We start from the raw sequence: 22,999 nt of genomic DNA on the forward strand, positions 1-22,999 counted from the left end.
CTAGTTGGTGGGGAGGAGTTCAGCGATAAGGGACTGAATGCGGGCCTTGATGTCGTCTCGGATGGGACGTACCGAGTCCACTCCCTGCCCGGCGGGGTCTTCCAACTCCCAATCCTCGTACCTCTTGCCCGGGAAGATGGGGCAGGTGTCGCCGCAACCCATGGTGATCACAACGTCAGACTCTTTCACGGCCTCAGTGGTCAATACTTTGGGGATTTCAGTGGACATGTCAATGCCTTCTTCAGCCATTGCGGCCACTGCGGCCGGGTTGACTGTCTCTGCTGGTGCTGACCCGGCGGAGCGAACCTCAATGGCGCCATTGGAAAGCGTGGTGAGGTAGGCAGCGGCCATCTGGGAGCGGCCGGCGTTATGCACGCAGACGAACAGGACGGAGGGCTTCTTGGATGTTTCGGTGGTGTTCATGTGTTCAGGCTCCTGCTAGAAAGTATGTGGGGGTCGGGACGAATTGGCGGGGTTTAGTGGGTGAAGAATCGTTTCCGTGCCCAGAGTGCTACGTAGACCAAGGCGACGAGGACGGGGACCTCGATGAGTGGGCCTACGACGCCGGCCAGGGCTTGGCCACTAGTGACACCGAACGTGCCAATCGCCACCGCGATCGCCAGTTCGAAGTTGTTGCCCGAGGCGGTGAAGGCCAAAGTGGTGGTCTTCGCATAGCCCAGGTTCAACAGGCGGCCAATCACCATACTGACCCCGAAGACCACGATGAAGTACACCAGCAGCGGCAAGGCAATGCGGGCCACATCCAACGGGTTGGAGGTAATTTGATCGCCCTGGAGCGCAAACAGCAACACAATCGTGAACAGCAGCCCGTGCAGCGCCCACGGACCGAGTTTCGGCAGGAACTTGCCTTCATACCAGTCGCGGCCCTTGGCTTTTTCGCCAATCGTTCGGGTCAAAAATCCTGCCAGCAGGGGGATGCCGAGGAAGATCAGAACCGAGGCGGTGATGGCCCAGAAGGAGAAATCTGCGCTGGTGGTGGGAAGTCCCAACCAGCCCGGCAATACCTGAAGGTAGAACCAGCCCAAGACACCGAAGGCGAAGACCTGGAAGACGGAGTTGACTAGTACCAGTACTGTGGCGGCCTCGCGGTCGCCGCACGCTAGATCGTTCCAGATCATCACCATTGCTATACAGCGGGCCAGGCCCACAATGATCAGGCCCGTGCGGTACTCAGGCAGATCCGGGACGAAGATCCAGGCCAGCGCGAACATGAACGCCGGTGCTGCCACCCAGTTGATGACCAGCGAGGTGATCATCAACTTGCGGTCCGCCAACACCCGCCCGGTTTCGTTATAGCGGACCTTCGCCAAGACGGGATACATCATCACCAGCAACCCAATGGCGATTGGCAGGGAAACCGAACCCACTTTTACTGAGTCCAGGGCGGCATTCAAGCCGGGAATGAATCTCCCTAGTAACAGGCCCACGGCCATGGCGGCGATGATCCACACCGGCAGGAACCGGTCCAAGGTGGAGAGCTTGCCAACGACGGCAGCCTCTCCAGAGAGGGCGGGTGTAGTGGTCTTGATACTCACAAAGCTCCTAGGCGGTCCAGCTAAGATTGACGATTGTCGATATGAAAAGTATCAACCCCTGTATCGACAATTGTCAATCTATGGGCATAATGGATACATGAACACTGCATTAACGATGGAGACAAGCTCTGAGCAAGTCTGCTGCGAACCCAGCGACCGGCCCGTACTGAACGCCACTGACGCTCAAGAGTCGGCCCGGATCCTCAAAGCGCTCTCGGACCCGAACCGACTGCGTCTGCTCTCCATTGTCAAAGCCGGCGACGGCGGTGAGTCCTGCGTCTGTGACCTCACCGAGCCCTTGGATTTGGGTCAGCCCACTGTCTCCCATCACCTCAAGATCTTGGTGGATGCAGGCTTGTTGGAACGTGAGAAGCGCGGCACCTGGGCATACTACTCGATCGTTCCCGGTGCGCTGGAAAAGGCCGCCACCATCATCACCGGCCTGTAACCGGACTGGACACCGGACACTAGGGGCACTGAGCACGCTTGCGCTAGTCGAGAGTTGGCGATTCAGGACGGTGGCTTCAAAGAAGCCACCGTCCTGAATTTTCGGAGGCCGCACTAGAGCCCATTACGCGGAAGCGCAGCGCTAGCCCGGCGTTCTTCATTACCTTCCAGCCTGCGCACGCAATGCTCGCAGCAGGTGATCGCGCTGTTCGAGCACCATCCGGCGAAGCCCCCTGGTAGCGTCCGGGTGCTCTGCCAGCCACTGGTCCGTGCGGTGAATCGCCGGATGGTGATCAGGGGACTGTCCGGCCAACAAATCTTGGTGAGCTGGGAACAAGCCACGAACAATACGCCCGGCAATTTCCAAACTCCGCGTACTCCAGACCGACTCAATTGACTCAAAGTACCGTTCGGCAAACGGCTCCAGCAGTGCTTTACTGCCCATCATGAAGCCTTCGATCGTTGCGCTGAGTAGTTGGTTGCTCAGCGCACTCTCCTCAACGGCTTCGACCCAGCGTTGTTCCTTCAACGCAGCCTCAGGCAGGGCCGCGACGGCCGTGCAGTAGTTGGCTCGGTGTTCTGCAGTGGTGTCTGCGGCCAGCTCTTGATCGAGTTCCGTTATCGTTGCTTCACCGCGAGCAGCCAGCTGCTGCCAGAGAAGCCAGCGCAAACTACCATCCACAACCAGGCCGGCCGGAACATTGCTGCCGGCTAGCAGTTCCCGGCTTCGAGTATTCACAGCATCGCTGCCTCTGCCCAAGAGCGCGAGGGTGCGTGCCCAGATCAGCTGTTCGTCACTGCCCGGCTCGGCGTGAGACAAATGATGGTCGACGCCGGCCAGCAACAGTTCTCTGGACGCGGCCCGGTCGCCCGCGGGGCAATAGTTGTTCAGTGCGTACAGGGCGTTGTCAGCCAGGGTCTGCAACAAACTGGTGTCAGCCTCGCCACCGGCGTGCGCAGCAACGGTGCGAAGGTACACGGTGGCTGGGAGCATGCCATCTCGGGTGGCATTCCACAGCGCCGACCACACCAGGCTGCGAGCCAAGGGATCAACTATGCTGCCAACGCTCGCCAATGCTGTGCTCATAGACCCGGCATCCAAGCGCACCTTGGCGTAGCTGAGATCCTGATCGTTGACCAGAACTAGATCGGGAGCGGGGGAGCCCACCGCATCGGCAACGTGCGTCTCTTCGCCCACCACATCAAGTGTGAACGATTGGGTCTTGACCAGGGCTCCGGCGTCGTACGTGAAGAAGCTGACGCCCAAGCGGTGCGGGCGCAGTGCCGTGCTGCCGGTGATTGGATCTAGGGATGTCTGCTTGATGCGTAGGGAGGTGACGGCACCCTTGTCGATGTCCAGATCAGGGATCAGGGTGGACATCCCGGAGGTGCCCAGCCACTGGCTTGCCCACTCCTTGAGATCGCGGCCCGATGCATGGCTCAGCGGTTCCAGCAGATCGTTGAGGGTGGTGTTGGAATATTCGTGATGACGGAAGTACTCCCGGGAGCCGGCGATGAACGCGTCGTGGCCAACATAAGCCACCAACTGCTTGAGCGCTGAGGCGCCCTTGGCATAGGTGATGCCATCAAAGTTGGCCTTGGCGGCTTCCAGATCGGGGATGTCGGCCACGATGGGGTGGGTGGTGGGAAGCTGATCCTGCGTGTAGGCCCACGCCTTGCGACGGCTGGCGAACATGATCCATGATTTCTGGCCCCACTCGGTGGTCTCGGCGACGGCCAGATGCCCCATGAAATCAGCGAAGGATTCCTTCAGCCAGAGGTCATCCCACCAGCTCATCGTGACAAGATCGCCAAACCACATGTGCGCCATCTCGTGCATGATCGTGTTGGCGCGCTGCTGATAAGCCGAATCGGTGGCACGGGACGCGTGCAGATACGCCTCCGTGAAGGTCACCAAGCCCGGATTCTCCATGGCGCCCAGGTTATATTCGGGCACAAATGCCTGATCGTACTTGCCAAACGGGTACGGGTAGTCGAAGAGCTCGTTAAAGTACGCCAGCCCAGCCTTGGTGACCTTGAAGATCTCATCGGCATCAAAATGCGGTGCTAGGGATGCCCGGCAATACGCGGCCAAGGCGATGTTCAAGCTCTGACCGGCGTGCGTGCTCTCGGGTGGGAACACCATGGAGAAGTGGTCTTCGACCTTGAAATACGGGCCCGCCAACACGGTGGTGATGTAGGTGGAAATGGGTAGCGTGGGGGCGAAATCCCAGCGGGTGGTGCCTGCGCCTGGCTGATCCGACTGCTTCGTGAGCGCTGCCTTGGACGTCACGGATTGGTTGGAAGCCACGTCCCAGCCGGTCGGTGCGGTCACGTGGAAGGTAAAGGGTGCCTTAAGGTCAGGCTGCTCAAAGTTGGCGAAGACGCGGCGGGAATCGGCAGGTTCGTACTGGGTGTACGTGTAGGTTTGCCCGTCGGCAGGGTCCACGAATCGGTGCAGGCCCTCCCCGCTGGTGGAATAGGCGGCGGTGGCAGTGACCACTACCTTGTTCTCGCTGGCGAGACCGGGCAGGTTGATCCTGGCACCATCCACCACTTCAGTTGTATCCAGCGGTGTTCCATTCAGGACCACTGACTCCACGCTAAGTCCCATGAAGTCAAGGAAGGTCTGCTCCGACCCGGCTACGGTCTGATTCGCCGCGAAGGAAATGGTGGTGCGGCTGGTGAAACCGGGAACCGAGAGGTTTTGGGCCTCGCTCAGGTCTAGCTCGACATCGTAGCTGTGGACCGTGAGGAAGGATTTGCGGGTGGCAGCGTCGCTGCGAGAAAGATTGAAATTTGGCACTCTTTGATTCAATCACGCACCGACTCTAAATGCAGGTCAAGCAGCCGTCAGGCTCATCGCGAAAATCAGGCAGCCATCAGGTGCACGGCACCAAAGGCCAAGAGGGCGATCAGCGCCCAAGAACACAAAGCCATCACTGTTGCCCGCAGCCCAGTTTGAAAAAGCTCCCGGACACGAACACTGGAACCTAGGCCAAAGAGTGCAGCCCCGAGTGCAATGTCCTGTGCCAGTGCGCCACCTTCAATGGCGAACTCAGACAGCCACCCGGTGCTGCGCAGCGCAGCCAACAACAAGAAGCCCAACACAAAGAGCGGGATGACCGGCGGAAACTTGGATGCGACTGCTGGTCCTGCGGCTCCGGTAGCGCTTGCTGGTCCTGTCGCGCTGGGCGTTCCTGCTGCGTGCTTGTGCTTGCGCCGTTCCATCGCTCCAGCGACGCCCACGATCGGCGCCAGCAGCACCACGCGCGTCAACTTAATAACGACGGCGGCACTGAGAGCAACGCTGCCAGCCGTTTGTGCCGTGGCCACCACCTGCCCCACATCGTGAACGCCCGCACCCACCCACTGACCAAACTGAAGGGGCGATAGGCCCAGCGGGTGCATGAGCAGCGGCAGTACGCCAATTGCGAGCGTCCCGCACAGTGTCACCAGCGCCACGGGCAGCACGGTGTCCTGATGTTTGGTGCCCTTGACCGCGGCCATGGCGCCAATCGCCGAGGCCCCACAGATGGAAAATCCGGTTGCGATCAGCAGGGGAGTATCGCCGCCCAGCCGGAACATCTTCCCCATCGCGTAGGTGCCAGCAAAACTAAGCAGCACCACCGCCACGACTAGGGCCACAGTAATCCAGCCCAAGTCCATGATGTCGCCCAGACTGAGCTTGAGTCCCAGAACAACGATCCCCACACGCATCAGGTGCTTGCCGGCGAAGTTCAGCCCGGCCCGCCATGGACCTTGGCACAGTGCCGAGGTGCCGGGCAAGTTGACGGCGGAAATACCAAGTACGACGGCGACCGTCATGGCGGGCAGCATCGGTACCAATGCGTGGACCACGAGGGAGCCGGCCACGGCCGCGAAGGCGGCTGCCAAACCCGGCCCCAATGTCCGTAACGTGGCCGCTAAAGCCAGCCTCCCGGCGTCGTACTTCACCACGGGCTGGGCTTGTAATCCTTCAGGAAAACACCGTACTGGTCTTCTCCGGATTCGCCCATGACGATGGGATCATAGACGCGTGCGGCGCCGTCCACCAGGTCCAGAGGCGCATGGAAGCCCTCCTCCGCGAGGCGCACCTTGGTGTAATGCGGGCGTTCATCGGTGATCCAGCCGGTGTCTACGGCTGTCATGAGAATGCCGTCGGTATCCAGCATTTCCTTGGCGCTGGTGCGGGTCAGCATGTTCAGAGCCGCCTTGGCCATGTTGGTATGAGGATGGCCGGGGCCCTTATAGGCGCGAGAGAACTGCCCCTCCATCGCCGAGACATTCACAATGTACTTGCGGTCAGCCGTGGAGGCCGCCATGGCCGGGCGGAGCCGGGACACAAGAAGGAACGGTGCAGTGACATTGCAGAGTTGGACCTCGAGCATCTCCAGCGGGTCTACTTGATCAACCACTTGGGTCCAGCTGTTGATGGCGGCAACGTCGGGAACCAGACCGCCTGCATCAATGGCGGTGCCGGCTTCAATGCGTTCAAGCGAGGCCGATCCCATGGAGAGGGCCAGTGAGGCGATCTCATCGCCTGCCAGCTGCGGGTGCTCCATCATCTGCGTGGCCAAGGCCAGTGGATGCTTGTCATGGGCGTGACCAAAAGTGACCAGCTCCGGCATGGGGGTGTCCGTGGGGAGCTCTTCCAATTCGGCATCCACCAAGGGCTTGTAGGCGTTGCCGGAGCGGCGCACCGTCTGGGCGGCATTGTTGATGATGATATCCAGCGGACCGGCCTCGTTGAGGGAGTCGGTCAGGGCCACCACCTGGGTGGGGTCGCGCAGATCAATACCCACAACACGCAACCTGTGGATCCACTCGCCGCTATCTTCCATGGCCGCAAAACGCCTGGCCGCATCTTTGGGGAAGCGGGTGGTGATGGTGGTGTGGGCGCCGTCGCGCAGCAGCCGCAAGGCAATGTACATGCCGATTTTGGCGCGACCACCGGTGAGCAGGGCGCGTTTACCGCTGAGATCGGTCCGCGCGTCGCGCTTGGAATGATTGAAGGCTGCGCAGTCCGGGCACAGTTGGTGGTAGAAAGCGTCCACGAGTGTGTAGTGCTGCTTGCAGATGTAACACGGGCGGGAACGCAAGAGCGTCCCCGCCGTCTCACCCGTTGTTGACGGTTTGAGTTTGTTCCCCCGGGTCTCATCGTCGATCCGGTCCGGAGCAGCCGTGGCGGTCAACGCAATAACGGCCTTGTCGGCGTCGTTGATCGCATCACGCTTGACGACTCGGCGGTGACGTTTGACGGCTTTGAACATCTTGCCAGTTGCTCGGCGAACCGAAATATAGTCAGGATGTTCTTCGTCGTAGACGTGGATGTTCTCCAAAACTTTTAGACAATTTTGGATTTCTTCAGGGGTAAAGTCTGGGGCGCTCACCCCACAATGTTAGCCTCTTCGTCGTCAAGCGCTGACCCGCCGGGTACGGCGCTGATGGCTGCGATCTGGTTTTCCACCACCTTGTTCAGGGTTTCCTGAGCTAGCTTGCCACGGCCAATGGCCAATTCAAGCGCTTCGGGTACCTCGGCAGCGGCTGCCAACGCAAGCTTCCTTTCCCGAGCATCGGGTGGAGAAACAATCTGCCACTTGCTCAAAACGGTCAGCCCAGATTCGGTGATCGTGAAGCCGCGAGCCCTGTCGAGTTCGGGATCTACACCAATCGTGGCTCCTGCGGGGATCTTGACGTTCTTGTCAATGATGGCTCTGCGCACCACGGCACCGGCACCAACTGAGACCTTGTCCATGAGGACAGATTCCTGGACGCGGGCGCCCGCTGCGACATAAACATCGTTAGACAAGACTGAATTTTCCACGACTCCGCCGGAGACCACCACGCCCGGGGCCACAATGGAATCGAGTGCGGTTCCTACGGAGTTGTGCTCTCCACGGACAAACTTTGCTGGCGGCGAGGTGGTGTTGCGGGTGTAAATGGGCCAGGCACGGTTGTACAGATTAAAGATCGGCACAGGCGAGATGAGATCCATGTGCGCGTCGTAGTAGGAATCGAGGGTTCCCACGTCGCGCCAGTAGTTGCGGTCCCGATCGGTGGCATCCGGGATGTCGTTTGTGGAGAAGTCGTAAACAAACGCCTCATCACGACTGACAAAGTAAGGGATGATGTCCCCGCCCATGTCATTCTTGGTGTCTTCCTTGAGGGCATCTTGCTCAAGTGCCTCAACTAGAGCGTCTGTATCAAAGACGTAGTTTCCCATGGAAGCCAGGAACTGGTCAGGAGCGTCAGGAAGGCCGGGAGTCGATTGAGGTTTCTCGACGAAGGCCGAGATCTTGTGGGCGCCAATCGCGCCGTCGATCTTGGCTTCATCAATCTCGATGACACCAAACTGGTCGGCCATCTCCAAGGGCTGGCGCACCGCGGCAACGGTGGCGCGTGCTCCTGAGGCAATATGGCTTTGGACCATCTGTTCAAAGTCCATGCGATAAACGTGATCGGCCCCAACCACCACAACAATGTCGGGCTCAGCGTCAACGATCAGGTTCATGGATTGGTAGATGGCGTTGGCGCTGCCCAAGAACCAGCTCTTGCCGCGGCGTTGTTGTGCCGGTACCGAAGCAACGTAATTTCCCAATTGGGTGGACATGCGCCATGTCTCTGAAATGTGGCGGTCCAAACTATGAGATTTATACTGCGTCAACACGACGAGTTTCAAATAACCCGAATTCACCAAGTTAGACAATGCGAAATCGACCAACCGGAATCCGGCGAATGGAACCGCCGGTTTTGCACGGTCTGCTGTCAAGGGCATCAAACGCTTGCCCTCACCGCCTGCTAACACGATCGCCAGAACTTTCTTTACTGACATGATCCCAACCTCCGACAGCTTGAATGGTGCACTGTGTTGTGTCCTCCCTGTGAGTCACAACAACTTCACACTAGAACAAATGTGTCCAGACAGACTACCTTGAGAGGGTGCGTATAGACATTGTGACAAAAGAGTTTCCGCCCGAGATTTATGGTGGAGCTGGCGTGCATGTTGCCGAGCTCAGCCGCGTCTTGGCAGCTAAAGCAGATTTGCATGTGCATGCATTTGGAAAGGAAAGGGAGAAAGATTTTCATGGCGCGAATGTGACCTCATATGAAAATCTTCCAGAACTAGCCGACGCAAATGCCGCGGTGCAGACCCTGGGTGTTGATTTGCAGGTGGTTTCGGCCATTGCCGGATCAGATCTGGTCCATTCACACACGTGGTACGCGAATATGGCTGGCCATATCGCTTCGCTGCTTCATGGGATCCCGCATGTGCTCAGCGCTCACAGTCTTGAGCCGCTGCGCCCGTGGAAAGCTGAGCAGTTGGGCGGCGGTTATGCCGTTTCCTCGTGGGTTGAAAAGACCGCCTATGAAGCGGCAGCTGCCATCATTGCCGTCTCGGATGGTATGCGCCAGGACATTCTGCGCAGCTACCCCGATGTGGATCCGGCCAAGGTGAAGGTCATCCACAACGGCATTGATGTTGAGGCGTGGCAGCGGGATGAGAAGGACGACGTCGTCCGTTCCCTTGGTATCGATCCTGACCGTCCCAGCGTGGTGTGGGTTGGGCGTGTAACGCGCCAGAAGGGCGTCCCTTACCTGTTGAAGGCGGCTGCGGCCCTGCCTCCCGAGGTGCAGTTGGTTTTGTGTGCTGGCGCCGCCGACACTCCTGCACTTGGAGCAGAGGTCAACGAGCTCATTGACGGCTTGAAGGCCCAGCGCAACGGCGTCATCGTCATCGAGCGCATGTTGCCTCGTGCTGAACTCATGCAGGTACTCAGCCATGCCACCGTGTTTGCCTGCCCGTCCATTTACGAGCCCTTGGGGATTGTGAATTTGGAAGCCATGGCGTGCGGTGCTGCCGTAGTAGCCAGTGCTACTGGTGGCATTCCCGAAGTGGTGGCTCACGGTGAAACAGGTTTGTTGGTTCCGCTTGAACAGGTCACCGATGGGACTGGAACGCCCTTGGATCCGGAGAAGTTCGTTGCAGACTTTGCCGCCGCCATGATTGAAGTTGTCAACGATCCCGCCCGTGCACGTGCCATGGGGGAGAAAGGTCGCCAACGCGCGCAGGAGAACTTCTCATGGGAATCGATTGTGGAGCAGACACTCGAGGTCTACAAGAGCGTGCTCCCGCAGGAGTAAAAGATCTCCAGTATTAGTGGTTGACGTGAACGAGGGGCCCTGTCTTTTAGGCAGGGCCCCTCGGCGCGTTAGGTTATGCGGCGCCCTGTTTATGAGCAAGTGTGACCTGCAGAAATCCGCCATGTGAGCAGGGCTGTCTATTCGCCCGGAAATACAGTCAGATGATTAACAAATCATTGCCTTGACGGTGCGTCCCGTCCTCACTAATGGAGATATCTTGAGTCCTCTCAATGCACTTCTGTCCTCGTTGGCCACTGGAACCGTCGAAGTGTGCGATCTGACCGCGCCGCTCTCGGCTGATACTCCCACCTTGGTGTTGCCGGAGCCGTTCGCCAACCTGATTGACTTCAGCATTGAGGCCGTCTCGGAATACAACGAGCCTGGCCCGTATTGGAAGCACCACAATATTCACACCGGTGAGCACATCGGTACACACATCGACGCTCCGATCCACTGGATTTCCGGGCGAGATGGCAAGGACGTCTCACAACTGGACCCGGCCCGCCTGGTGGGTCCCGCCGTCGTCCTCGACTTCAGCGCAGAGTCTGCTGAGAATCCTGACTTTCTCATCGACGTCGAACATCTGGTCACGTGGCAGCAAGAAAATGGTGCCTTCCCGGCCAATTCATGGCTGCTGTTCCGGACTGGATGGGACCAGTACGATCACAGTCAGGAAACCTTCCTTAACCTTGATGAGACAGGATCGCACACCCCCGGATTTACGGCAGAATGTGCCCAGTGGATTGCGCAGCAACCGGAAATTTCCGGAATCGGTGTGGAAACCGTGGGCATCGACGCCGGCGAAGCGGCCGCACTCAACCCGCCGTTCCCCATGCATTACTTCTTGATGGGCGCTGACAAGTACGGCATCACCTCATTGAAGAACCTGGACAAGCTGCCAGCCCACGGCGCCATGATTGTGGTTGCTCCGCTGCCGATTGTGGGCGGAACGGGAGCGCCCACTCGCGTGCTGGCTTTGATCCCGGCACAGTAACCGCGCTTCTCTAGAAAAATCGAGAGCACTTTGCAGCGAAGGAAGCACTCATGAATGTGGCACAACTTGTCGGAAAAACATTGGCAGAATTGGGCGTTGGGCACTGCTTTGGTGTGGTCGGTTCGGGAAACTTCGTCATCACCAACGCACTCATGGAGCACGGCGTCCCTTTTACGGCCACGCGGCACGAAGGAGGAGCGGCCACCATGGCTGACGCTTACTCGCGAACCAGCGGCAAAGTTTCCCTAGTCTCCGTGCATCAAGGGTGCGGACTGACCAACGCTGCCACCGGCATTGGTGAGGCCGCCAAATCTCGCACTCCCATGATCGTGCTCGCGGCAGAGGCTGCGCCCAGCGCCGTGTATTCAAACTTTTCCATGGATCAGGATGCGTTTGCTGCTTCGGTCTATGCCGTGCCAGAACGCGTGCACTCGGCTGCTAGCGCGGTAGCGGACACTGTTCGCGCCTACCGCCGAGCCGTGAATGACCGACGCACCGTGGTGTTGAACCTGCCGCTGAACGTGCAGGCCCAAGAAGCTGACATGGAAGCGGCCCCCACACCCGCGGTGGCGCCGGTTGAGCCCATCCGGCCATCGCGTGCCTCTGTCCAGGCGTTAGTTGAATTGCTGGCTCGGGCGCAGCGTCCGGTATTTGTTGCTGGCCGCGGGGGTCGTGGAGCGAGGGATGAAATTCTCGCCCTGGCTTCTCACACCGGCGCCCTAGTAGCTACCTCGGCAGTGGCCAAAGGTCTCTTCAATGAGGACCAATTCAATCTGGGGATTTCGGGCGGATTTTCCTCCCCACTAGCCGCCGAGCTGATAACGGATGCTGACCTCATCGTCGGCTTCGGCTGTGCCTTGAATATGTGGACCATGCGCCAGGGTCACTTGATTGGTGACGAAACCAGAGTGGTCCAGGTTGATCTTGAAGAGCAGGCATTGGGTGCCAATAGATCCATTGATCTGGGGGTTGTGGGCGATTCAGCCCAGGTTGCTACTGACACTCTTGAGACCTTACTCGCGGCCCGTGTCGAGGTGCGCGAAGGGTACCGGAGTGCAGTAGTTGCGGAGCGTATTGAATCCTCTGTCCACTGGCAGCAGGTCAGTTTTGATGACCTCTCTGACGGTCAGTTCATCGATGCCCGTACCTTAACCACTGCACTGGATAAGATGCTGCCGTCCGAGCGGATTGTGAGTGTGGATTCGGGGAACTTCATGGGCTACCCGAGCCAGTTCTTGAACGTGCCGGATGAGTTTGGTTTCTGCTTTACCCAGGCCTTTCAATCAATCGGGCTGGGGCTGGCCACCGCCATTGGTGCTGGGCTGGCGCAGCCGGGCCGCATACCGGTGCTAGGAACCGGCGACGGCGGTTTCCACATGGCGATCGCGGAGTTGGACACCGCTGTCCGGCTGAAGATGCCATTGGTCTGCATTGTGTACAACGATGCAGCCTATGGAGCGGAGGTGCATCACTTTGCCATCAATAACCCGGATGCTGACATGAGCTCAGTGGAGTTCCCTGACACCGATTTTGCGGCTATTGGACGCGGGTTTGGTGCGGATGGGATTACGGTGCGCACACTTGCTGATCTGGAGGCGGTGGGGGAGTGGCTTGCGTCAAAGCCGAGCAGGCCGCTGGTCATAGATGCAAAAATTGCCTCTGATTCGGGCTCATGGTGGCTGGCGGAAGCGTTCCAAGGACACTGACTGTTTGTTGAGTAAGCCAGTTCCGCGGGCGCGCTCCGCGCGGCTGTGGATAACGCAGTGGCGCGTACTGCGTCTGCGCTGTACTTTGGAATGAAACCAGCAGCAGCGACTTCAATGAGGAAGCCGTTGCTGTTCAGCAGATGTTGGGACAGGCGATGCGCCGAACCATAGTTGAACATTACGGCAGCAGACGATTCGTTGTGGTGCTGCTAGCTGCATGCGCCTTGGTTCTGGCCGGCTGTTCGCCACCATCAACAGTTGATCCAACACCTCTGCCGAGCACAGCTCCGGCTACCAGCATTGAATCTTCTGGGACTGCTGTGCCGCCAACTACGGAACCTCCGATCCCATCGCCAGCTGTTTACAAACCAGCGACGGAGCAGGGGCCCGCCGAGAACGTTCCAGTCCCGGTATTGCCGCAGAAGGCCAAGGAATTCAGCAAAGAAGGCCTCATAGCTTTCGCTAAATATTGGTACTCAACCCTTGGCTACGCCTTTGAAACCGGCGATCCAGCACCGATGATGGCCATCAGTGGCCCCGATTGCCGCACCTGTCAGGCGATGGAAAAGACAACTGTAGCCGGACATGCGGCTGGCAAATGGATCATGGGTGGGAGGATGATCGTAGATCCTCCCAGTGTCACTTTCGTTGAGACGCCTAACGGTACATTTCAGGCCATCGCGCTGGTGCGTCAAGAGCAAGTCAAATACTTTAGGGCTGACAAAACTCTCTCAAAAGATCTCGGTATCACAACCGCAACGGGTGACATTCTTGTCGCCTCGTACGTGGATGGTAGCTGGCTCGCAGGCACGGTTGAGCATCTCGCTGGGAGCAAAGGATCATGATTTGGCGTCCGGTTCAGGCGGCAGGAACCGTTCTTCTCCTACTTGTGGGGTTGGCGCTGGTATCGTCACCTGCTTTCGGAGCTGATCCGATTGAATCGAACTGGGGAGAGTCCAATGTTGAGACTGATGGCTGGCTTCCCGCGCAAGAGGGTAACTATTTGGAACAGGGACCATCGAGTGGTCCAACCAATCCGTTCATTTATGAAGCACGCGTTGCGTGTACCGAGGGAGATATCCTGGTGTTCCCCGAGTGTGCCACGATCATGCCAACTTGTGCGTCCGGGACCGACTCAGCTGATGGTGAGCCTGGTACTGCCGTCTACTGGTATGCCGCGTTAAGGGATGCAGCTTTGCAAACTTGGGCTTTCCATTCAGGCCCAGTCTGCATCTACGACGAGCAACCCCGCGATCTCCTCGCTGAGATCGCCGGTCAAATAGCTACCGAATTCCAGCGCACCCCGGTCGCCGCTGCAGAGTTCGGCAGCCAGCCCGGACCCCACACCCTGCGCGGGAAGGAAACCAACGTCTGGGCCACAGCCAGCACACAAATCTTCAACCTCACCATGCTGGGCCAAAGCGTCACCATCACCGCAACACCGGTGGCCTACACCTGGAACTATGGTGACGGAACCCTCTGGGGACCCACGCCCATTCACGGAGCACTCCTGCACCAAGACCGGGTCGGGGAACAAACCCAAACCAGTCACATCTACACCGAAACCGGCCGTCTCACCATCAGCGTCACTACCCACTTCGACGGCAGCTACAGCGTCAACGGCGGACCCGAACTACCCATCCCCGGCCAAGGCAATATCCCCTCGCCAGCGCAACCGCTGACCGTCTGGCGCGCCGAAACCCACCTCTACGCCGACGACTGCTTCGCCAACCCCAACGGAATCGGCTGCTAAACCAGCCCCAGCAGCAGCTCAGGGTAGAAGACCACAACACAAGGAACGACGGCGGCACCCAAGGTGGGTGCCGCCGTCGACCATGCATCGGTGAAGGTTACTTCTTAGAAGCGGCCTTCGCCCGCTGGATCAGGACTTTTTCATCAATGGGCCCGTCGGAGCTGGCGCGGAGCTTTCGGAAATAGTCGCGCGCCTCGTCCTGACGTTCACGCTCAATACCTGTGGCAATGGTGGCCCGGAGATGCTCGGGCCCGTAGCCAAATGCATCCACTAGGTCCAGCGCGTGGGGACGCAATTTGCCAAGTATGCGGTTGATGTAAGGGGACAAGGTACGGGCGCGCATCATGGAAATGCGGCCATTCATCAAGTACCACGAAAGATGCTTCTCAATGAGACACAGGCCAAAAAGATCGCGCAGACGGGTCATAACGCGCTTAGTGTCAGGATCGCTAATGCGGCCAAGTGCTGTGGTGAAGGCTTCCCACTGCAACAGTTCGGCATGGGCGCGGGCAGCCTCAATGAGATCGTTCTGATTGTTGTTGAATACTTCAGCGCCCTTCGCCTTGGGCAGCTTTGCGGCTTCCTTGAGGGCGCCAGCAACGTCGGCAACCATGCTCTGGACTCGATCGGACAACATGGCACGCTGCGTGTCCTCGTCCTTGAGTGCCTTGGCAGACTTCTGAGCGGACCCAGTGTCTGCCACAAACTGTGCCACCTGACGCAGGCCCGTCTTGTTGATGGTCAGATCGGCTGCCTGATCAGCGACGAAACGGGCCAACACACCGAAATCCAGGTTCCGGAATTCCTTGCTGTAATCGGCCAGTAGACGCTTGGCAACCAACTGCAGCAAGACGGTGTTATCGCCTTCAAAGGTCGCGTAAACATCAAGATCGGCACGCAAAGATGTGAATCGGTTCTCCACCATGAACCCGGCGCCGCCACAAGCTTCGCGGCATTCCTGCAACGTGTCCAAAGCGTGCCATGTGCTCAAAGACTTGAGCGCCGCAGCAAGGGTTTCTAGGTCCTGGCGGTCTTCATCGGTGTCGTGCGCACCCGAGAAAACGTCGTCAAATTTCACCAGCAATTCCTCATGCGCAAAAGCTGCAGCATATGTGGTTGCCAGCAGAGGTAGAAGACGGCGTTGGTGGCGTTGGTAATCCAAGAGCACCACTTCCTCGGTATCCGAGGCGGCGTTGAACTGTCGGCGTTCGGTGGCGTACTGGATTGCGATTGCTAGGGAAACCTTGGACGCTGCCACTGCAGCGCCATCCAAGGAAACGCGCCCCTGAACCAGGGTGCCGAGCATGGTGAAGAAGCGCCGTCCCGGGCTGGCAATGGCAGAGCTGTAGCTGCCGTCGACTGCCACATCACCGTAGCGGTTGAGCAGGTTGGTTCGGGGGATTCGCACGTGATCGAAGGCCAAACGACCATTGTCAATGCCGTTGAGGCCACCCTTGATGTTGTCATCCTTGCCCTGAATGCCGGGCAAGAATTCCTTTGTCTCAGGATCCCGCAAATCAACGTAGAAAGCGTGGACGCCATGGTTGACGCCCTTGGTGATGAGCTGGGCAAACACCACTGCGGCAAGACCGTCTACGGCTGCGTTACCGATGTATTCCTTCCAGGCTGCCTGGAACGGGGTGTTGATGACGAATTCCTGCGACTGCGCGTCATAGGTGGCCGTGGTGGCAATTGACGCTACATCAGAGCCGTGACCAATTTCCGTCATGGCAAACGAGCCCGGGATGTCCAAGTTCATGATGCCCGGCAGCCACTTGTCCTGATGTTCCTGGTTACCCAAGTGCAGCACGGCAGAACCGAACAGGCCCCACTGCACACCGCCCTTGATCTGCAACGAAGGATCGGCGATTACCAGCTCTTCGAAGCCGGAAACATTGCCGCCATGATCGTCACTGCCACCAAGCCTGGTGGGGAAGGCGCGGTGAACACCTTCCTTTTGTACAAGAATGCCCAGCTGCTCGAACACCCGCTTCCGGTGCTCGGTGTGGCTCAGGCCCTCAATTTTATGCAGTTCGGGCAGTCCGGCCAGTGCACGGGCCTGCAACCGGACATCAGCCCATCGGCCCAGGAGAACTTTACCTAGCTCGGCGACGTCAACGGTGACATCTTTCTGGCTGGCTGTGGAAGACAGCGGGTTCATAGTGTCAGTCATGATTTTCCTTCTGCTGCGGGTGCTGAATGGTCAGGGGTGGCGGGAGAGACAAACTGTCCCACACCGTCGAATAGCCAGGCAGAGATCTGTCCAGCCATGGTGTTGAAATCAGGTTTGCCGGACTCATCTGGGCTTCTTAGCCACAACTCTCCGGCGGTGCGAACCATACCGATGGCCGCCTTGGGCCAGTAACCCAACAGGGGTGAGGTTGGGTCAGCCAACAGGTGACTTAGCGGCTCGGTGATCATGGCGGTAATGCTGTCGAAAAAGCCGCTCAACTCACCTGACTGGCGGGATTCACCGTCGTCCGGCAATGTCACAAAAAAATAGACGTTGGGGGAGGTTTGAGCCATTTGCAGGTACGCCGAGACCATCGCGGTGACGCCTTCGCGCGGATCAGTGGCACCTTGCCGTGCGGCGGCAATGGTGTTCTGCATCTGCCGGATCACCACAGTTCCTACGGCATTTCGGAGCCCCGATTTATCCCCGAAGTAGCGGTAGAAGACCGATTTGGACGTGCCTGCCGTGACGGCGATGTCCTCCATTGAGGCGTCGGGACCTAGCCGGTGGATGGCCCGGCGGGTTGCCTTGATCAACGCACGACGGCGTTCCTCACGATGGGTATCCCACCTCACCGAACGTCCATCAAGGGATGCCACGGTAGCCCTACCGGCACTGGGCGCTGAAGAGCGGGCCGACACAGCCGGCCCTTGTTCTAACGAGTTCACGATACCCAGCGTATCAGGTACGCTGAGTATCAATAACAATCGGTGTTCCCTTTAGGAGAGAGCTTCATGACGACCTCACAAGCAGCAGCAGCATCCAGCAACCAGCCAGCAGCCGCCACTACGCCAACCACCAAGGCTCCAGCCACCTCATTGGTGGCGCCTCGCAAGGCAGTAGTTGTGGGCGGAAACCGTATTCCTTTTGCACGCTCGGGTGGCGCCTACGCGCACTCCTCTAACCAGGACATGCTGACAGCTGCTCTTGACGGACTCGTTGCACGGTTCGGTCTGGCTGATGAAGAAATCGGTGAAGTTGCAGCGGGTGCAGTTCTGAAGCACTCCCGCGACTTCAATCTCACCCGTGAAGCCGTTCTTGGCTCGGCACTGTCGGCAACCACTCCGGCCTACGATCTCCAGCAGGCGTGCGCAACGGGTATGGAAGCGGTCATTGGGCTCTCCAACAAGATCAAGCTGGGCCAAATTGAGTCAGCCATTGCCGGTGGCGTCGACTCAGCTTCGGATGCACCCATAGCCGTCAGTGAAGGGCTGCGTGCCATTCTTCTCGATCTGAACCGGGCAAAGAGCATGGGACAAAAGGTCAAGATCATCAGCCGGATCCGGCCCAAGGATCTTTCACCGGATGCACCTTCAACGGGTGAGCCGCGTACTGGCCTGTCCATGGGTGAGCACCAGGCCCTGACCACGGCCCAGTGGAATATCACCCGTCAGGCTCAAGACGAATTGGCCTTAGCTAGCCATAAGAATCTCGCTGCCGCCTACGATCGCAACTTCTTCGATGACCTCATCACCCCGTTCCGCGGCTTGAACCGTGACTCGAACCTGCGTGCTGACAGCAGCCTGGAGAAGCTCGCCAAGCTCAAGCCTGCCTTTGGTAAATCACTCGGAGAATCCGCCACGATGACAGCTGGCAACTCCACGCCGCTCACGGATGGCGCCTCAACCGTGCTGTTGGCTTCCGAAGAGTGGGCCACAGCCCGCGACCTGCCCATTCTGGCTGACGTGGTGGACGGTGAGGCCGCTGCTGTTGACTTTGTTCACGGCAAAGACGGTCTACTTATGGCCCCTGCCTTCGCTGTCCCGCGCATGCTGGCTCGGAATGGTCTGACACTGGCGGACATTGACTACTTTGAAATTCACGAAGCATTCGCCGGAACAGTACTCAGCACCCTCGCGGCCTGGGAAGATGAAGATTTTGGCAAGACACGTCTCGGCCTGAATGGCGCATTTGGTTCCATTGATCGCGCCAAACTCAACGTCAACGGTTCCTCATTGGCGGCCGGGCACCCCTTCGCTGCCACGGGCGGAAGGCTCGTTGCCTCACTGGCCAAGATGCTCCACGAACGCGGTCCTATTGATGGACGCCCGGCACGCGGCCTCATCTCCGTCTGTGCAGCTGGCGGACAGGGTGTCGTTGCCATCTTGGAAGGACGCTAAAAACATGAACAACCAGAATCATTCCTCCTCAATGCGGGAGAAGACGGACAAGTACACCGAGTTCGTCAGCCGTGGTTTCGGCAAAGACCTTGCCAAGCGCCTGGGCCTGCCACAGCCCGTAGTTCTGCGCCGCTACACCCCCAACGCACCTCTGGTTCAGGGTCCCATTCTGGTTCTTGGCCAAGGAGTAGGGTCCGACGCCGTTGCTCAGGCGCTGCTTGATTGGCACCAAGATGTGCGCAGACATGCAACTCCCAAGGAAAAGTTGGGTGCCATTGTGGTGGTGCTTGATGAACTCGAGCACCCGGACCAGCTCTCGGCGCCCATGCTCGCCGTTGGCGCTGCACTGCGTGACCTGAACAAGAACGCTCGCGTTGTCACCATTTCTCGCGTGGCGACTGTTAGCGACAGCCCTGCAGTGGGTGCCGCACGCAACGGCGTTGACGGGATCGTTCGCTCACTGGCCAAGGAACTCCGTGCCGGAGCCACCGCCAACGGTGTCCTGCTGGCTAACGGCACTGCCGCGGACGCACCCAGCTCTTTGTCAGCACTGCGGTTCTTCCTTTCTGCCCGTTCTGCCTTCGTGGCTGGTCAATTCCTCACCGCGGCCTCAGCTGGTTCTGCCGCGGAAGCCGATTGGGAGAAGCCCTTGTCGGGCTCGGTTGCTGTGGTGACTGGCGCAGCCCGCGGGATCGGAGCGGCCATTGCCCGCACACTGGCCCGCGATGGTGCCACTGTTTTGGCGGTCGACGTGCCGGCAGCGGGAGACCATCTGGCCGCCGTCGCGAATGAAATTCACGGGACGGCGCTTCAGCTGGATATCACTGCTCTGGACGCCGGGGAACGCATCTTAGAACATGCCATCTCCCGCTATGGGCGGCTGGATATTGTGGTGCACAACGCCGGAATTACTCGAGATAAATTGTTAGCCAATATGGATGCCGCAAGGTGGGACTCGGTGATGGCCGTCAATATCGCCTCCCAGTTGCGCATGAATGAAGCATTCCTGGCGAGTACCGATTTCTCCAACAACCCGCGCATCATCAGTGTTGCCTCCACGAGCGGCATTGCCGGTAACCGTGGCCAGACAAACTATGCAGCCTCGAAGGCGGGTGTCATGGGTATGGTGCGTGCCACTGCGCCGTTGCTCAGTGCACGCGGTGGCACGGTGAACGCCGTCGCTCCGGGCTTTATTGAAACTGACATGACGGCGAAGATCCCCTTCGCCACGCGGGAAGTGGCCCGGCGGCTCAATAGCTTGCAACAGGGCGGTAAGCCCAGCGACGTAGCCGAAGCCATTGCCTTCTTTGCCCAGCCTCAAGCTGCCGGTGTTACGGCTAATGTGTTGAGGGTGTGCGGGCAGAATATGGTGGGGCAATGAGCGAGCCAACCTTGCTGAGTGAGATGCCTTCGCTGTCCAAGCTCTACATCAATGCCGCAGCCATGGCTGCCAAAAGCAAAGTGGTGCGGAGCGAACCGGTCGTGGCACTACCGTCCCGAGCAGTGGAGGTCCGTGGGGTGCGGGCCGATCTAGCCAAGGTGACGGAGTTCGCGCATTTGATGGGCGAGCCTGCCCGAGACGTGTTGCCCTCTGGATACCTGCACGCATTGGTCTTTCCCGTGACCATGTCTGTCATGGTTCAAGACGATTTCCCGCTGCCGTTGCTGGGTCTGATTCACTTGCGCAATGAAGTGGAACACTTAGCTCCGGTGCTATTCACGGATGAGCTGTTGGTCCGGGCGTGGGCACGGGATTTGGTAGGGCACCGGAGCGGCACCCAGGTGCAGCTTGTGGCAGAAATTCATAACGCAGACGGTACAGAGCTGTTGTGGCGAGGAGTTTCCACCTACCTCGCCAAGGGGGTATTCCTCCCCGGGCTGGACAAGCCAACGCCCGCGACCGATCGCGTTGACTTCGTTCCGCCGGTGCCCACGGCACAGTGGCGGTTGGGCGTTGACACGGGCCGTGCCTATGCGGCCGTTTCGGGAGACTTTAACCCAATCCACCTCAGTGTTTTGACGGCCAAGGCTTTGGGGCTGCGCCGATCCATTGCCCATGGAATGTACGCAGCTTCCCGGGTTCTGGCGACAGTTCCGCAGGCCAAGCCACATTCCTTTAGCTGGGATATCAGCTTTGACTCGCCCATGTTCCTGCCGGCCACGGTCTCACTCGAGGTCCTTGACCACAGGAACGACGACGGCGTCTGGCTGAGTTCGGAGTTCACTGCGTGGAATGCCCGCAGTGCCCGCAAATTCTTTAGTGGCACCGTGAGCGCTGGCTAGTTTGTCATGGATTCCTCATACGGGTACGCCTCGATGACTAGTTGAATCCTCTCTAGCGCAGGCTGGTCCAGGCCACTGGGGGAGACCCCATTCCACGCCTGGACCGCCACGTCGCCAAAGTTATGGCCGTGACTGGCGGGGACCGACTCGCCCATGAACATGTCGAAGGCCACCTGCAAGTAGGTGATCAAGGGAATCCAGCGCATGGAATCACTGACGTCGGGGGCACGCCCGCCGCTGGCGGCGCTTCCAGCAAGCCATTCCGGTTTCTGCCAGATGAGCCGGGGCGTCAACCACGTCACAGCGTCGGTGGCATGCTGCAGGTAGGCCACGCGACCCGGGTCCCACTGACCAGGCAACTTATCGAAGTCGCCGTTATTTGATAACCAGCGCACGTTGCGTCCGCCGTCGTAGACGGGTTGCCAAACGGGAGAGCCGGAATCGCGCTGGGCCTGCAACTCACCCCACGGCTGGGAGTTGTTCGGAGCCCCTGAAAAGACTGCTCCGTCAATGCTGGTGGTGAGTTCTTCCACAGTGGAAAACGCGGATTGCATACCTGATGCTCCCAGCCTGAGCCCATACACCAGCAGCTGTGGCCGTTTCGCTTCCGGCAAGGTATCCCATTCGGCCTTCACCGCTGTGAACAGTGCTTGTCCAGATGCGCGGGCGAGATCCTGGTGGAAAAGGAATGAAACCCAACTGGGCTGGTAGGAGTATTGCATGGAGACAATGGCCGTATCGCCGCCATGGAGATATTCCAGTGAGTCCACTGCCTGCCGTTCAAGCCACCCCGATCCTGTGGGGGTGGCAATCATGAGAGTGCCGCGGCTAAAGGCGCCAGTACGTTTTAGTTCAGCGACCGCCACTTGTGCGCGGTCCGCCATGGAGTGTTCTTGTTCGGAGCCTACGTAAACACGCACGGGTTGCTTGGCTGGCTGATTGGTGATCTTTGCAATGGTGGCAGCTGAGGGGCCGCCACCCACAAAGGCGCGCCCTTGCATGCCCAACTTGTCCCAGCCAACCGCAGACTCCCTCCCAGCCGATCGGAATTTGGAGCCTGGTTCGGTGATGCCTGTTGGTGTGGTGTCATTCCTGGCCGAATATACGCGATCCGTGCCCATGAGCACTCCGGATACTAGGAGCGCCAAGGTCAACACCGCGGTTAGTGTTCCTGTGAATAAGCCCCCGGCCGTGACTAGTCCGGCGCCCCAGCCTGCTCGGCGAGCCCAGCGGCGGCCTAGAGCAGCCACCTGCACCAACGCCCAACGGATGCCAAAAACCACAGCTGCTACAAGAACCGCCACCAGAAAAAACGTGCCGAGTTCTAAGCCATCCATGGGAGGCATTTCCACTTTGCTGCGGACCTCGTTTTGCCACTGGACGGTCAGAATCCCGACCACGGCCACATAGCTCCCGCCTACTGCACCCAGTATCGGCCAGACCCAGAAGGGAATTTGTCTCAACGATGGGGGCCCAGATGGTGCTGCCGTGAGTGAGGCCGATCCGGCGGAAAGGTGTTTCCGCTGGATCCAGAGCCCGGTTGCTCTACGCCACAACCAAGAAACTGCCAGAAAAGCTAGCCCGAAGCTGAGTCCGGCCAGGAAACCCTGAAATAGAGCCGGCCGTGGAACCAGCGAGGGAGTCATCGCAACAGCAATAGCTGCTACTCCGGCTACGAGGCCAGCAACGCTGGCCAGTCTGCTGTGGTGCATGGGTGGCCTGTCCTTAACGCTGCGGGCTGAAGTGATCACAGCCTATCGGC

The 22,999-nt window shown here is 59.1% G+C and carries 18 protein-coding genes; 9 read left to right on the top strand and 9 right to left on the bottom strand.

Annotated features, from left to right (window positions below):
• Both ACX80D_RS04185 and arsB read right to left on the bottom strand, forming a co-directional pair.
• Positions 1 to 423: an arsenate reductase ArsC gene (locus ACX80D_RS04185; protein ID WP_459321379.1), complete on the bottom strand. Its 423-nt coding sequence runs from the start codon at positions 421 to 423 to the stop codon at positions 1 to 3.
• A 53-nt stretch (positions 424 to 476) separates the two neighbouring features.
• The gene (gene arsB, locus ACX80D_RS04190; protein WP_459321380.1) at positions 477 to 1,556 is read right to left on the bottom strand and encodes an ACR3 family arsenite efflux transporter; all 1,080 of its coding nucleotides are present in this window, start codon (positions 1,554 to 1,556) and stop codon (positions 477 to 479) included.
• Positions 1,557 to 1,653: 97 nt separating this feature from the next.
• On the opposite strand from arsB, the gene ACX80D_RS04195 reads away from it, so the two are divergent.
• Positions 1,654 to 2,004, top strand: a complete 351-nt coding sequence (locus ACX80D_RS04195; RefSeq protein WP_459321381.1) for an ArsR/SmtB family transcription factor — start codon at positions 1,654 to 1,656, stop codon at positions 2,002 to 2,004.
• Positions 2,005 to 2,163: 159 nt separating this feature from the next.
• On the opposite strand, the gene pepN is transcribed toward ACX80D_RS04195, so the two are convergent.
• The 4 genes from pepN to glgC all read right to left on the bottom strand — a co-directional run bounded on the left by pepN (position 2,164) and on the right by glgC (position 8,838).
• Positions 2,164 to 4,809: an aminopeptidase N gene (gene pepN / locus ACX80D_RS04200; protein ID WP_459321382.1), complete on the bottom strand. Its 2,646-nt coding sequence runs from the start codon at positions 4,807 to 4,809 to the stop codon at positions 2,164 to 2,166.
• Positions 4,810 to 4,874: 65 nt separating this feature from the next.
• Entirely contained in the window at positions 4,875 to 5,963 is a 1,089-nt protein-coding gene (locus ACX80D_RS04205; RefSeq protein WP_459321383.1) for a YeiH family protein, read from the bottom strand.
• Entirely contained in the window at positions 5,957 to 7,396 is a 1,440-nt protein-coding gene (locus tag ACX80D_RS04210) for an SDR family NAD(P)-dependent oxidoreductase (RefSeq protein WP_459321384.1), read from the bottom strand. Before ACX80D_RS04210 ends, ACX80D_RS04205 begins: the two co-directional genes overlap by 7 nt.
• Entirely contained in the window at positions 7,393 to 8,838 is a 1,446-nt protein-coding gene (gene glgC / locus ACX80D_RS04215; protein ID WP_459321385.1) for a glucose-1-phosphate adenylyltransferase, read from the bottom strand. Before glgC ends, ACX80D_RS04210 begins: the two co-directional genes overlap by 4 nt.
• A gap of 107 nt (positions 8,839 to 8,945) precedes the next feature.
• Between glgC and glgA the strand changes: the two genes are divergently transcribed.
• The 5 genes from glgA to ACX80D_RS04240 all read left to right on the top strand — a co-directional run bounded on the left by glgA (position 8,946) and on the right by ACX80D_RS04240 (position 14,601).
• Positions 8,946 to 10,148, top strand: a complete 1,203-nt coding sequence (glgA, locus tag ACX80D_RS04220) for a glycogen synthase (protein WP_459321386.1) — start codon at positions 8,946 to 8,948, stop codon at positions 10,146 to 10,148.
• A gap of 217 nt (positions 10,149 to 10,365) precedes the next feature.
• Positions 10,366 to 11,142, top strand: coding sequence for a cyclase family protein (locus ACX80D_RS04225; RefSeq protein ID WP_459321387.1), 777 nt, complete (start codon positions 10,366 to 10,368; stop codon positions 11,140 to 11,142).
• Between the two features lie 50 nt (positions 11,143 to 11,192).
• On the top strand, positions 11,193 to 12,848 hold the full coding sequence (locus ACX80D_RS04230) for a thiamine pyrophosphate-binding protein (RefSeq protein WP_459321388.1): 1,656 nt from the start codon (positions 11,193 to 11,195) through the stop codon (positions 12,846 to 12,848).
• Between the two features lie 155 nt (positions 12,849 to 13,003).
• On the top strand, positions 13,004 to 13,693 hold the full coding sequence (locus ACX80D_RS04235; RefSeq protein ID WP_459321389.1) for a DUF6318 family protein: 690 nt from the start codon (positions 13,004 to 13,006) through the stop codon (positions 13,691 to 13,693).
• A gap of 350 nt (positions 13,694 to 14,043) precedes the next feature.
• Entirely contained in the window at positions 14,044 to 14,601 is a 558-nt protein-coding gene (locus ACX80D_RS04240; protein WP_459321390.1) for a PKD domain-containing protein, read from the top strand.
• 97 nt (positions 14,602 to 14,698) lie between these two features.
• Here ACX80D_RS04240 and ACX80D_RS04245 read toward each other — a convergent pair whose 3' ends face one another.
• Entirely contained in the window at positions 14,699 to 16,774 is a 2,076-nt protein-coding gene (locus ACX80D_RS04245) for an acyl-CoA dehydrogenase family protein (protein WP_459321391.1), read from the bottom strand.
• Positions 16,771 to 17,502, bottom strand: a complete 732-nt coding sequence (locus tag ACX80D_RS04250; protein ID WP_459321392.1) for a TetR/AcrR family transcriptional regulator — start codon at positions 17,500 to 17,502, stop codon at positions 16,771 to 16,773. Before ACX80D_RS04250 ends, ACX80D_RS04245 begins: the two co-directional genes overlap by 4 nt.
• A gap of 66 nt (positions 17,503 to 17,568) precedes the next feature.
• Between ACX80D_RS04250 and ACX80D_RS04255 the strand changes: the two genes are divergently transcribed.
• From ACX80D_RS04255 to ACX80D_RS04265, 3 genes are read left to right on the top strand one after another with little or no spacing between them, the layout of a single operon-like run.
• Positions 17,569 to 18,954 carry an acetyl-CoA C-acetyltransferase gene (locus ACX80D_RS04255; RefSeq protein ID WP_459321393.1) on the top strand — a complete coding sequence of 462 codons (1,386 nt, stop codon included), beginning with the start codon at positions 17,569 to 17,571 and terminating at the stop codon, positions 18,952 to 18,954.
• 4 nt (positions 18,955 to 18,958) lie between these two features.
• The gene (locus ACX80D_RS04260; RefSeq protein WP_459321394.1) at positions 18,959 to 20,335 is read left to right on the top strand and encodes a 3-oxoacyl-ACP reductase; all 1,377 of its coding nucleotides are present in this window, start codon (positions 18,959 to 18,961) and stop codon (positions 20,333 to 20,335) included.
• The gene (locus tag ACX80D_RS04265) at positions 20,332 to 21,237 is read left to right on the top strand and encodes a MaoC/PaaZ C-terminal domain-containing protein (protein ID WP_459321395.1); all 906 of its coding nucleotides are present in this window, start codon (positions 20,332 to 20,334) and stop codon (positions 21,235 to 21,237) included. Before ACX80D_RS04260 ends, ACX80D_RS04265 begins: the two co-directional genes overlap by 4 nt.
• On the opposite strand, the gene ACX80D_RS04270 is transcribed toward ACX80D_RS04265, so the two are convergent.
• Positions 21,234 to 22,988, bottom strand: coding sequence for an alpha/beta-hydrolase family protein (locus tag ACX80D_RS04270; RefSeq protein ID WP_459321396.1), 1,755 nt, complete (start codon positions 22,986 to 22,988; stop codon positions 21,234 to 21,236). The genes ACX80D_RS04265 and ACX80D_RS04270 overlap by 4 nt on opposite strands.
• Positions 22,989 to 22,999 lie beyond the last annotated feature (11 nt).

It is taken from the genome of Arthrobacter sp. Sr24, from assembly GCF_054511175.1.